Origin of the sequence: Paenibacillus sp. NPDC058367, assembly GCF_042723305.1 — a bacterium.
Classification (GTDB): Bacteria; Bacillota; Bacilli; order Paenibacillales; family Paenibacillaceae; genus Paenibacillus_AQ.
In genome coordinates this window covers 2,210,028-2,223,212 of the sequence record NZ_JBHXIZ010000001.1, presented here as the reverse complement: position 1 = coordinate 2,223,212, position 13,185 = coordinate 2,210,028, and the positions used below count along the sequence as shown (strand labels likewise).

The following is a 13,185-nucleotide window of genomic DNA, read 5'->3' as shown; positions in this document are numbered from 1 at the left end:
AGATAGCCGGGAATTTCCCCTGACTACCTGCTTTTCTTTATGGTGTAATGCACACAGGCTCTTCGCCTCGGGCTTGAGATCTTGCTCCTCTGATATCGGCTGTTTTGTCTGCGGGGTTGCCTAACATCTGCAGAACGGTAGTCGCGCAACTTTGCGGTTGATGTTTATCAGGGGCTAGACGGCGTTTACGCTGTTCTTCGAGAACAGAATACTCACGGAGCATCATAGAGAACCATTTATTCACTACCTCACAGTCAAGTACCTCTGCTAGCCCTAGCTCTACGAAATATTGGCAGTTTTTCTCTTCCTGACCTGGAATAGCTTTATAGAAGAGCATTGGGATTCCCTTAGCCTGACCTTCGGTACAGGTCATACCGCCAGGCTTTGTGATTAGAAGGTCGGAAGCATCCATAAGTTTATTGATTTCACTGGTATATCCAAGAATCCTGACGTTAGGATGATTAAGCCTTGGATTGGACTTCATTTTGGTTATAAGCTTCTCGTTACTGCCCATACAGAAGATGAGTTGGATGTTATCCATTCTGGCTGTGAGTGAATTCATAATCTCTTTGCCGAACATCAGTCCCCAGCCTCCACCCATGATGAGTACAGTAGGGATATCGGCTAGACCTAGTTCCTTGCGGAGCAGCGTCTTGTTGGACCGTTCCCAGAACTTCGGATGGACAGGTATGCCGGTGACCGTTACAAGCTCAGGAGCAATCCCTCGGCCTGTTAGAATAGATTTTACACGTGGGGTAGAGACGAGATATCGGTTGACCTCGGAATTTACCCAGCTACCATGTGCATCATAATCTGTAATTAACGTATACAGCGGGACCTCCAATCCACGACGCTTTAGTCTGGAAATGACAGCGGCCGGAATGGGGTGTGTGCAAATAATCAAATCAGGCTTTAGCTGCTCGATTACTTGAGAGGCATGTGTATAAAAAATCCGGTGAAGTGCCATCTTAGTCAACGGGTTCAATGATTTATGATATTGTGTCTTATACATCATGCCGACCAGCTTAGGCTGGCTGCTAACTGTTTTTCGGTAAGCGGAAAGAATCCATGGGGCGACCATCGGGTTAAGAAATTTACCTAGCTCGATGACTCGGCACTGGACATCCGGATTCAGCAGCTTTATTCCTTCGGCCAGAGCATAGGCTGCTCCTGTGTGGCCCGTACCGAAGCCTTCCGAAAACAGCAGTACTCTTTTCTTTCGCATAAGTTCACCTGCTACTTTCCTTTTCAATAGAAATGCGGAATTTCTTCTTAAATAGATGAGGGAAAACTGTTCTCTACTCACATTATACAAATAAGACGTAAATAGAAAGTTAAAACCCTGCAATAAATAAAAAAATAAAAGATTTTCTAAAGTATTGCAAACTGCAAAGCTACATGTTAAAGTAATGAATGACCAATTGACCGGATTAGTAAAGTGGTCAGATAGTCAGCGGTAATGATATTTTCTGGAGAAAGGAAGTGGGCACAGGTGGCAGTGGTGGATCGAAGACAGCAGGTGCTTCAGGCCGCAGCAAAATCATTTTCATTATTCGGCTATAAGGCGACTACCATGGATCAGGTTGCTAAGATCGCAAATGTCGGGAAAGGAACCATCTACACCTTTTTTACAAACAAAGAGCAATTGTTTGATGAGATCCTGCGCGATATGATGGTAGAAATGAAGATGATTGCTGATCGCGAGATCAGGCGAGACAGACCTTTCTTTGATAACCTGCATCGTGTGCTGGATGCCCTGCTGGAATTTCGAAGTGAGCAGGAGCTATTCATCAAGCTTTCCCAGGAGAGTCGCGAATTCGGAACGCCGCAGGCAGGAGAAGGGCTCGAGAAGATCGAGAACTTAGTTTTAGAATATTTAGAACGGGAGGTGCAACAAGCCCTTGAAAAGGGAGAAATCAAACCTTGCGATCCTAAAATCGTATCTGTAGTCATGTTCAGGCTATATATTGTATTGACTGCTGAACTGAATAAAACACATACTCCCTTGGACAAGGAACAGATCAAGATGTACTTTCATTTGTTTCTCGCCGAAGGACTGGCACAGTAAGCGTTGATTCAGGATAGGGATGGCGTGATCAGATTGCTTTCCCTTAACAATTTCCAAGCTGTTTTAGGCATTGAAGAAGAGCCGAAAGGCGTTTTTTTATCCCCTAAATTGACCAGATGGGGAAAACGGTCACCTAGTGTTACGTAATATTTCGCAAACAAAGCATTTTAAAGAGAGCATAAGCTCATAAGGAGAGAACCAGAATGAAATCATTATCCGTATTTACCAAGGATCTTGGCGCAGCACTGAGAAATCCAAAGGTGCTGATTCCGATGATTGCCATCCTATTTATTCCGGTGATGTATAGCGGATTCTTCCTAAAGGCATTCTGGGATCCGTATGGCAAGATGAATGAGTTACCGGTTGCTGTTGTCAACCAAGACGTCGGTGCTAATTATGAAGGAAAACAACTTCAGGCCGGAGATGATCTGGTTGAAGAGCTTAAGGTAACCGATGGCTTTCAATGGAACTTTGTTTCACTAGAAGAAGCGCAAGCAGGAATGAAGGACAATACCTATTATATGGCGATTATTGTTCCAGAAGACTTCTCTGCTAAAGCAACAACGCTTTTGGATGATGAACCACAACCGGCAAAAATTATTTATGAGCCAAATGAAGGCTACAACTTCCTGGCCGGACAGATCGGTGGAACGGCTGTATCAGAAATTAAATCTAAAGTATCCGCTAAGGTAACAGAGGCTTATGTGGAGTCTGTATTCAATCAGATTACAGAAGTTTCTGATGGATTGGGCGAGGCGGGAGATGGAGCTTCCAAGATCGCAGATGGCGCTGGTAAGCTAGATGACGGAGCCTTGAAGCTGAAAGATAATCTTCTTGTACTGACAGATGGTACAGGTAAACTTCAAAATGGTGTAGAACCACTTACTAAAGGTGTGTCTGATTTAAATTCAGGTGCTACTGCAATTCAAACGGGTTCTAGCACTTTGGCAGGCGGTTTGCAACAATTGTCGGCTGCTCATACACAGCTTCAAGATGGCGTTGCACAAAGCGCTGCCGGCAGTAAACAGCTTAGTGACGGCTTGAAGCAAGCTGTAACAGGTGCCACACAGCTTCAAGCAGGTACGAAGTCTGCTGTAGATGGTACTACTAAATTACAAGCAGGAACACAATCTTTAGTTGACGGCAGCGCGAAGCTGGAAGCAGGTCTAACCTCTTCCGTGGATGGCAGCGCGAAGCTGGAGGCAGGCTTGCAGGCTTCCGCAGAAGGTAGCACAAAGGTTACTGAGGGCGCTAAAGCGGTCGCTCAAGGCTTGCAGCAATTGGCACAGGCTAGTCCTGAGTTGGCACAGAATCCGGCCGTACAGAAGCTCCTAGCAGCTAGTGCAGCTGTTGCACAAGGTAGTGAGCAACTGCAACAAAGTCAAGAGCAGCTGGCACAGGGTGCTACTGCACTCCACAGTGGGCAAGAGCAACTGGCACAAGGTGCAACTCAACTGCACTCAGGTTCACAGCAGGTAGCTGCTGGTGTAACTCAGTTGCATGATGGAGCACAGCAATTAAATGCTGGTAGCACACAGCTTTTGACAGGACAGCAAAAACTGGCACAAGGCGCATCTGCACTTGTAACAGGTGGCAATAAGCTGAATGCAGGGATGCAACAATTTGGTGCGAAGCTTAAAGAAGCTGCAGCTGGAGGCAGCAAGCTGGCTGAAGGCGGTAAAGCGCTTGGCGATGGTACCTCAAAACTGCTAAGTGGTGTAGGCGAACTAGGTTCCGGTATCAGTGCTGTAGCAGATGGTTCGAAAAAACTGGCTGACGGTGCAGGCGAGCTGAAAGATGGTATGGATGATCTGAAATCTGGATCAACAGAACTGGCAACTAAGCTTAGCGATGCTGCTGAAAAAACAGGCAGCGTGAATAAGTCAGATAAAATGATGGAAATGTTCGCACAACCGGTTGTGATTGAGGATCAAGTTGTAAATCATGTACCAAACTACGGAACAGGGTTTGCTCCTTACTTCTTATCTCTTGGTTTGTTCGTAGGTGCACTGATTTCTACAATTGTTATTCCAATGCGTGAATCAGCTGTAATAGGCGCAAGCCGTATGAATCGTTTTATCAGCCGTACGCTTACGTTCTCAATCATGAGCTTTATCCAGTCTATGCTGGCTGCTGTGGTTGTATTGTACGGACTTGGACTAGAAGTACAAAGTGTACCGCTATTCTTCCTATTTACATTCTTGACTAGTCTAGTTTACACATGGGTAGTTCAATCCATTGTTACTTGGTTGGATCAACCGGGACGTTTTGTTGTTATCGTTATTCTTATTTTCCAATTAACAACTAGTGCCGGAACATTCCCACTTGAATTGATCCCGAACTGGATGAAATTCTTTAACCCACTGCTTCCTATGACTTACACAGTTAGTGGTCTTAAATCAGTAATTTCTACAGGGGACTTCAGTGCAATGTGGAGTGACGTAGGTGTTCTTGCAATCTTCGGTCTTGGGTTCCTTGCTCTTACTTTCGCTTACTTCATGACCCGCAGTCGGGACAATGAAGCTGGAATGAACAGTGAACAAGCTATGACTGTATAATTTGAAAAAAAGTAATTAAAAAGCGTCTCCTCCGGGAGGCGCTTTTTTTTGAGTTTAAATCATAGAACCCTTTTTCTTGCAAACATTCAAGGGTGATGAAAATTCTTGAAACGCTTTCATTGCATAAGTTCTTATGCGTCATTTATGCATAATTATACATAGATGAGTTTTTTTAAACTTTTGTCCACTAAAGCTGTGTCGCAAAAAGAAATGTTAATCAGCATCATAAAAAAGTTTAAATTGCGCTGTTGTCACCCCGGTGATAAAATAATAGCACTAATCTGGCTTGAATAATTATTAAAATTTTAATCTGAAAAATTTTCCAAAGATTACGCCATACTTTATAATAGAAAGGTTGCGTTCGATGAGACACACTGAACTGCCCGGAAAACAGGGCCTGTATGATCCCCAGTTCGAAAAAGATGCTTGCGGCATGGGATTTGTAGCCCATATTAAAGGCAAACCGTCCCATGATATTGTTAGTAACGCTTTAACAATGCTCTTTAATATGGAGCATCGTGGCGGACAAGGTAGCGAACCCAACTCTGGTGACGGAGCAGGTATCATGCTTCAAATTCCGCACCGTTTCTTTGCTAGTGAAGCCCAGAAGCTTGGCTTCGCTTTGCCGGAACAAGGCCATTATGGCGTAGGCATGATTTTTCTATCTCATAACGAGAAAGTTCGGGCTCAACATGAGGCTCTCTTAAGCAAAATTATTGCTGAAGAAGGTCAGGAAGTACTCGGCTATCGTGATGTACCTACCTATGATGAAATGCTTGGCAAAACCGCGAAGGCTGCAAAGCCTTTTGTGCGCCAAGTGTTTATCGGTCGCTCGGCCTCTGTTACGAACGAATTGTCTTTTGAGCGTAAGCTTTATGTCATCCGCAAACGTGCAGAGCTTGCGATTCGCTACGGTGGTGTAGAAGAGGCTGAAGCCTTCTATATCCCAAGCTTGTCATGTCGTAAGATCGTGTACAAAGGCATGCTGACTACAGAACAAGTCGGACAATTCTACCTGGATTTGCAGAACGAAGAGCTGGAATCAGCAATCGCGTTAGTTCACTCCCGTTTCAGTACGAATACCTTCCCAAGCTGGGAACGTGCGCATCCCTACCGCTTTATGATCCACAATGGTGAGATCAATACCTTGCGCGGAAATGTGAACTGGATGCATGCTCGCCAGTCGCTGTTCAAGAGTGAAGTGTTCGGCGAAGATCTGAGTAAGATCAAACCTGTTATAAACCCGGATGGATCGGACACTGCAATGTTCGATAATACCTTTGAGTTTCTTTATTTGAGCGGACGCTCCTTGACACAAGTAGCCATGATGATGGTTCCTGAACCATGGAGCAATCATGACAGTATGGACGCCGACAAGAAAGCTTTTTACGAATACCACAGCACTTTGATGGAACCATGGGACGGACCTGCTGCAATGGGCTTTACAGATGGTGTGCAAATCGGCGCTATTCTGGATCGTAACGGCTTGCGCCCTGCTCGTTATTATGTAACAAAGGACGACATGATTATTCTATCCTCCGAAGCGGGTGTACTGGACATTCCAGCAGAGGACATCTTATATAAAGACCGCCTGAAGCCTGGACGCATGCTGCTCGTGGATACGAAGGAAGGCCGTATTATCTCCGATGAGGAAGTCAAATCGGCTATCGCCACTGAGAAGCCTTACCGCCAGTGGCTGGATGAGCATTTGATCAGTCTCGAAGAGCTTCCAGATGCGCCTGAGCTACCAAATCCTAAGCATGACAATGTGCAGCAGCTGCAGCAAGCGTTCGGCTATACTTTTGAGGACTTGCGCAAGGTGCTTGAACCAATGGCATCTACTGGCGCTGAAGCTGTAGGTTCCATGGGTTATGATGCGCCGCTCGCTGTGCTTTCAGACCGTCCGCAGCGTCTATATAACTATTTCAAACAAATGTTTGCTCAGGTAACGAATCCACCAATCGATGCTATTCGCGAAGAGCTGGTTACCTCTACTACGACTACAATTGGACCAGAGCGTAACTTGCTTAAACCAGAACCAGAAAGCTGTCGCCAAATCTCGCTGTACACACCGATTCTTTCGAATGAAGACTTTGCTAAAATTCGTCATGTTCGTCGTGCAGGCTTCAAGTCGATGTCTATTCCGATTCTTTTCCCAGCTGAGCTCGGAGCAGAAGGAATGCGTATCGCACTTGAGCGTATGAACGAGGCTGCTGATCGCGTTATGGCTAAAGGTCATAACATTCTGATTCTGACGGACCGCGGTGTGGACCGTGAGAATGCTGCGATTCCTGCTCTACTTGCGGTATCGAGCTTGCATCACCATCTGATCCGGCAAGGAACACGGACAAAAGTTAGTATTTTGCTTGAATCCGGTGAACCTCGTGAAGTCCATCATTATGCACTTCTGCTTGGTTATGGTGTGAGTGCAGTCAATCCGTATCTGGCCTTTGAAAGCTTGGATGATATGATCGGCCAAGGCTTACTGCGGGGAATCTCGCATGAGAAGGCTGTGAAGAACTATATTAAAGCTGCGACTAAGAGCGTAGTTAAGATTCTTTCCAAAATGGGGATTTCGACTATTCAATCCTACCGGGGCGCGCAGATCTTTGAAGCTGTGGGTCTGAACTCGGAATTCGTGGATCGTTACTTTACTTGGACACCTTCCCGCATTGGCGGTATTGGTCTGGAGGAAGTAGCAACCGAGGCACTTATCCATCATAACCGTGCTTTCACGGAAAAAGACGGAAATGATAAAGTGCTTGATTCCGGTGGTGATTATCAATGGCGAAACGATGGGGAAGATCATTTGTTCAACCCACAGACCATTCATCTGCTTCAGCACTCCGTGCGTAGTGGAGATTATAAGATGTACAAGAAATATGCTGCACTTGTTCAAGGTGAAAGTGAGAAGCATCTGACGATTCGTTCCTTATTACAGTTCAAGTCAGCTTATGAACCGATTCCATTAGAAGAAGTAGAGCCAGTGGAGTCCATTATGAAACGGTTCAAGACGGGTGCGATGTCCTTTGGTTCCATTAGTAAGGAAGCGCATGAGACCCTCGCTATTGCAATGAACCGGATCGGTGGTAAGAGTAATACTGGTGAGGGCGGAGAAGATCCAGCCCGCTATATCCCGGACAGCAACGGCGATTCCCGTCGCAGTGCGATTAAACAGGTAGCTTCCGGACGTTTTGGAGTTACATCTAACTACCTTGTTAACGCTGATGAGATCCAGATTAAGATGGCTCAGGGTGCTAAACCAGGGGAAGGCGGACAGCTTCCAGGACGTAAAGTTTATCCATGGGTGGCTGAAGTGCGCGGTTCAACAGCTGGTGTGGGCTTGATTTCACCTCCGCCGCATCATGATATTTATTCGATTGAGGATTTGGCAGAGCTGATCTACGATCTGAAGAATGCCAATCCACGTGCAAACATTAATGTTAAGCTCGTCTCTGAAGTCGGAGTAGGTACGATTGCTGCTGGCGTAGCCAAAGGGCGCGCTGATATTATCCTGGTAAGTGGCTATGACGGGGGTACAGGTGCATCTCCGATGAACTCCATTCGTCATGCAGGTCTTCCATGGGAACTTGGCTTGGCCGAAACGCATCAGACGTTGATGCTGAACAATCTGCGTGACCGCGTTGTACTGGAAACAGACGGAAAAATGCTTAGCGGACGCGATCTAGCCGTAGCTGTATTACTAGGTGCTGAAGAGTATGGCTTCGCTACTGCTCCGTTAGTAGCTGTGGGTTGTATCATGATGCGTGTCTGCCAAATGGATACTTGTCCGGTTGGTGTAGCGACACAAAATCCAGATCTTCGTAAGAACTTTACGGGTGATCCACAGCATGTAGTTAACTTTATGACCTTTGTGGCACAGGATTTACGCGAAATTATGGCGAGTCTTGGCTTCCGTACGATTCAAGAGATGGTTGGCCGTACAGATTGCTTAGACGCTGCTCAAGCTTCGCAGCATTGGAAGAAGAAGGGCGTAGATTTGAGTAGTCTGCTGCATGTACCGGAAATGCCAGAGGGAAGCACACGCTTCTGCAGTAAACGTCAGAATCATGGTCTGGAAGAGACGCTTGATGTCTCTAAACTGCTGGATCTGGCTGCACCTGCACTGGAATCAGGAACGGCTGTAGAAGCATCGTTACCGATTACGAACGTTAATCGTGCCGTTGGAACCATCCTTGGTAGCGAGCTGACACGTAAATACGGGGCAGCCGGCTTGCCTGATGATACGATTCGTCTTCATTTCACCGGTTCTGCTGGTCAAAGCTTAGGTGCATTCGTGCCTAAGGGGATCACACTTACGGTGGAAGGCGATTCCAATGACTACGTTGGTAAGGGACTTTCGGGTGGTAAGATTATTATTAAACCATCTCCAAAAGCTACCTTTGCAGCTGAGGACAATATCATTATCGGAAATACTGCATTTTACGGAGCAACAGCTGGAGAAGCTTATATCAACGGTATCGCCGGTGAACGCTTTGCCGTTCGTAATTCTGGAACGAAGGTTGTAGTAGAAGGTGTGGGTGACCACGGTTGTGAATACATGACTGGAGGCCGTGTGGTTGTTCTTGGTGAAACAGGCCGTAACTTTGCGGCAGGAATGTCAGGTGGTATCGCTTATGTTTACGATCCAGAGAGATCCTTCATCGGCCGCTGCAATCTTGAGATGGTACTTCTCGAGAGAGTGGAAGAGCCAGAAGAGATCGAAGAGCTTCGCGAGCTGATTAGCCGTCATGTAGAGCTTACAGGCAGTAAGGCGGGAGCGCGGGTATTGGATAAGTGGGCAGATAGCTTGCCGAAGTTTGTTCGTGTCATTCCGAAGGATTACAAACGGATGATGGAGCAGATTCGCAAAGTGGAGCAAACCGGATTGACCGGCGAGGCTGCTTTGATGGCTGCATTTGAAGCGAATATGCGCGAGCTTGCACGTGTAGGTGGCTAAATACCTGCATTCTGAAAAAACAGGTAATATTGAATGAAGTGATATAAGGGACTTGGACTCTTTCGTTTGCGGGAGGCCAGGTCCCTTTTTGTTCAAATCGAATCGAATCCTCGGTCTAAACAACGTTAGACTGTTTCTTTTTTGTAATTTTCTGAAAAAAACTGTATGGTAAACTTGTTTGTAAATGAAAGGAAGTGATACTGTGTCAAATACAGAAATGCTGTATGAACCTGTTGCCCGTCTGCAGGGAGTTACCAAGAAAATAGGCTCTAAGACGCTGGTGAGCAATTTAACGCTGGATATCCCACCGGGTCAAATATTCGGGTTTTTGGGACCAAACGGAGCAGGGAAGACGACAACAATACGAATGATGGTGGGGTTAATTTCCATTAGCAGTGGGGATGTCCTGATTAGTGGTCATAGTATTAAAAATAATTATAAAGAGGCTATTGCAAGTGTTGGGGCTATTGTAGAAAATCCTGAAATGTACAAGTTTCTGTCTGGGTATCAGAATCTTAGACAATTTGCACGGATGGTACCGGGAGTCAGTAAGCAGCGGATTGATGAGGTTGTGGAGCTGGTCGGGCTTGGTCAAAGAATTCATGACAAAGTGAAGACTTATTCCCTAGGTATGCGTCAGAGACTTGGAGTAGCTCAGGCGCTACTAAACCGACCAAAGCTACTGGTTCTAGATGAGCCAACCAATGGGCTTGATCCACAAGGCATACGTGAGCTTCGTGACTATCTGCGCCTACTCTGTCGTGAAGAAGGAACAACCGTATTTGTCTCCAGCCATTTACTTTCCGAAATGGAGCTCATGTGTGACAGTGTAGCCATTATTCAGAATGGGCAACTGCTTGAGGTAAAACAGCTAAAAGAGGTAGGCAATGTTACAATGCCTATCGGAGAAACCTTGTTTGAGGTTGACGATGCCGAAGCTGCACTTGCTCTCATTGGACAAGGAACTATAAAGAGCGGTGGGCTTGTAGTTGAGGCGGCACGTGAAGAAATTGCTGAGTTTAATGCCAGACTAGTGGCTGGTGGGATTAAAGTGTACAGTATCAAATCACTTGCCCGTACGCTAGAGGATCAATTCTTAGAGGTTACAGGAGGTGAAGGAATTGAGTAATTTTACAGCGTTGATACATAATGAGAATATCAAGATATATAGTCGTGCTCGCACATGGATTATGCTGATTATTCTAGCAGTGTTTAGTGCGTTTCTTCCGGCTCTTATGTATTTCACAACGGATAACCCTGCATCGCGCTTAGGCGTTTGGGACAGTTTCCAAATGATAGTGAGTGTTGTATTCTTCCTGAATACGATCTTCGTTGTTGTTATAGCCGCTGACTCCGTAGCGGGCGAATTTACCTGGGGAACCATCAAAATGCTGCTGATTCGCCCGTGGAGCCGTTCCCAGATCTTGCTCTCGAAATACATTAGCATTGTGTTGTTTAGCTTGCTTTGTACTGCAGTATTGATTGTTTTTGGTTTAGCTTCATCGTTTATTTTCGCCTCACCAACTGGAGACACACTGTCTTCGATTACAGCTTGGAGTCCTGCTGAGTATTCCTTTATAGATCTCCTATGCCGCTATGTCACTCTTTTCTTGACGGTTACGCTTGCTTTTATGATCTCTTCCGTATTCCGTGCAAGTGGATTGGCGATAGGGTTATCTATGTTTATCATGTTTGCCCAAGGTATTTTCGCTGCTTTGCTTAATCCGGATGTGTTCGAATGGGCCAGATATTTAATTTTCACTCATATGGATCTAAGGGTCTACATGGGATCTGATATTGGTCCAGGTGGTGCTACACTAGGCTTCTCCATTGCTGTGCTGGCAGTGTATTATGTTATATTCTTAGCAGTTTCCTGGTTTGTCTTCCGTAAACGGGACGTTGCTGGATAAAAATAGGATTAACCGGCTTCAAGCGTTTCTTCTGCTTTGGAGGAACGTTTTGCTGTCTTGTCCTTTTTCGTATTACTTTTGAGCTCACCTGCTTGTTCAGAGGTGGGCTGTTCTTGCATGGCGATGGACCCATTAAGCAGGCTGCCTTCCATAATACTGAGTGCTCCTGCAGAAATATTGCCGTGCAGCTCGCCAGTACCGGTCATAATGAGCCTACGGTCTGCGGTAACATCTCCATATACTTTACCAGCGATAACGATCTCTTCTGCTCTAATACTGGAGCGCACCGTGCCTTCCTCACCTACAGTGACAACACCACTGCATATAATTTCTCCGCTAAAGGTACCTTCAATCCTCAGGTTCGTATCGCAATGTACTTTACCCTCGAGCGTACCCCCATGCCCAATCAGAGAGTCAGTAGACTTGATAGTGGCACGCTGCTGCCGCTTATTCCACATGTATAAATTCCTCCTATTTCATATATTTTTACATTAACGTTTAGGGTTTAACATAATCCAATGGATCCACAGTTTTATTCTGCTTCACTACCTGGAAATGAAGATGAGGTCCTGTGCTTCGACCAGTGTTTCCAAGCAAGCCGATCTTCTGCCCCTTATTAACCTTGTCTCCCGCAGATACATTCATTGCCTGCAGATGCATATACCAGGTTTCAAGCCCGTTCGAATGCTTGATCACGACATACTTGCCTCTCGCACCCATCTGCTCGGAGGTAACGACCTCCCCGTCTAAGGCGGCATATACAGGATCGCCTAAGTTCCCGGCAATATCGACACCTGAATGGAACGCGGATAAGCCTTTGAAAGGATCTGTTCGGTAGCCGAAGCTTGAGGAGATGACCCTAGAATCGGTAGGCCAGAGTACTGCTGCATTTAGTCTGGCTTTTTCAGCTTGAGCTTTTTTTGCCTGTTGATTTGCTTGAACGTTATTCGCATGCTCCGCCAGAGTGATAGTTTGAGTAATACTTTCCACCATTTCATCGAGCATACCGTGGATCTCTTCGAAATCGTCTTTTGTTTCCTCCACTAGATTCAGCGATTCGTTCTGATAAGACGCGATATATTCTCCGCCTACCTGTGATGTGATTGTAGCTTTAAAAGATGTCTCATTTGGGATTGGCACAGCGTTACGGCTCGATAAGCCTAAGGTTGAGTTTGAAGCGGTTGATCCCGTTTTTGATTCTTTTGTTTCAGCGGCGGAGCCTTTGCTTTTGTTAATCAAAGACTGCAACTCCTGTTCCAGCGCATTTACACTCTTCAGCTTGTCTTTAATATTATCTGCCTCTTCTGATAGCTCGCTGACTTGAGTACGAAGCTGCATTAGATCCTTATCCTTGTCAGCGACCTTCATTTCCATGCGGAGATTGGTTAGTGATAGTGCGGCTGCCTCAGCTTCCAGTTGTGAGATCGACTGCGAGGCATGGAAATGCATAGAGGTGACCAGACTGGAGAGGGACAGGGCTGCTGCTGCCGGCAGGGCGAACGCAAGTGGCTTGGAGATCTGGAGTTGTTTGACTGGGCGTCCGGCATCCCTTACGACGAGCAGCGTAATCCGGTTATGATCTGGCTGACTCTTCATGGCTTCTCCTTTCTGCGGCATATGGCAGCCGCCTTACGATACACGAAGCTAACGACCTTACTTGCATTAGGCTCATCCCGAATTGTCTTACTA

Annotated in this window: 8 protein-coding genes; 5 read left to right on the top strand and 3 right to left on the bottom strand. The window is 46.1% G+C overall.

All coding sequences use genetic code 11. The annotated features are described in order from the left end of the window. Positions 1-37: 37 nt before the first annotated feature. Positions 38-1,225 carry a UDP-N-acetylglucosamine--LPS N-acetylglucosamine transferase gene (locus tag ACFWMP_RS09725; RefSeq protein WP_042185232.1) on the bottom strand — a complete coding sequence of 396 codons (1,188 nt, stop codon included), beginning with the start codon at positions 1,223-1,225 and terminating at the stop codon, positions 38-40. A gap of 267 nt (positions 1,226-1,492) precedes the next feature. Between ACFWMP_RS09725 and ACFWMP_RS09720 the strand changes: the two genes are divergently transcribed. The 5 genes from ACFWMP_RS09720 to ACFWMP_RS09700 all read left to right on the top strand — a co-directional run bounded on the left by ACFWMP_RS09720 (position 1,493) and on the right by ACFWMP_RS09700 (position 11,496). Further along, positions 1,493-2,068 (top strand): TetR/AcrR family transcriptional regulator, encoded by a 576-nt coding sequence (locus tag ACFWMP_RS09720; protein WP_179085738.1) that lies wholly within the window; start codon positions 1,493-1,495, stop codon positions 2,066-2,068. 203 nt (positions 2,069-2,271) lie between these two features. After that, positions 2,272-4,626, top strand: coding sequence for a YhgE/Pip domain-containing protein (locus ACFWMP_RS09715; RefSeq protein WP_042185237.1), 2,355 nt, complete (start codon positions 2,272-2,274; stop codon positions 4,624-4,626). A 364-nt stretch (positions 4,627-4,990) separates the two neighbouring features. Continuing rightward, the gene (gene gltB, locus ACFWMP_RS09710; protein WP_379423290.1) at positions 4,991-9,586 is read left to right on the top strand and encodes a glutamate synthase large subunit; all 4,596 of its coding nucleotides are present in this window, start codon (positions 4,991-4,993) and stop codon (positions 9,584-9,586) included. 217 nt (positions 9,587-9,803) lie between these two features. Beyond that, positions 9,804-10,715 carry an ABC transporter ATP-binding protein gene (locus ACFWMP_RS09705; protein WP_379423584.1) on the top strand — a complete coding sequence of 304 codons (912 nt, stop codon included), beginning with the start codon at positions 9,804-9,806 and terminating at the stop codon, positions 10,713-10,715. Further along, positions 10,708-11,496 (top strand): ABC transporter permease, encoded by a 789-nt coding sequence (locus ACFWMP_RS09700; protein WP_042185240.1) that lies wholly within the window; start codon positions 10,708-10,710, stop codon positions 11,494-11,496. The genes ACFWMP_RS09705 and ACFWMP_RS09700 overlap by 8 nt, the downstream gene beginning before the upstream one ends. Positions 11,497-11,504: 8 nt before the next feature. Here ACFWMP_RS09700 and ACFWMP_RS09695 read toward each other — a convergent pair whose 3' ends face one another. Both ACFWMP_RS09695 and ACFWMP_RS09690 read right to left on the bottom strand, forming a co-directional pair. After that, complete coding sequence (locus tag ACFWMP_RS09695) at positions 11,505-11,954, bottom strand: bactofilin family protein (RefSeq protein ID WP_042185241.1); 450 nt, start codon at positions 11,952-11,954, stop codon at positions 11,505-11,507. Positions 11,955-11,994: 40 nt separating this feature from the next. Next, positions 11,995-13,113, bottom strand: coding sequence for a peptidoglycan DD-metalloendopeptidase family protein (locus tag ACFWMP_RS09690; protein WP_256721598.1), 1,119 nt, complete (start codon positions 13,111-13,113; stop codon positions 11,995-11,997). Positions 13,114-13,185 lie beyond the last annotated feature (72 nt).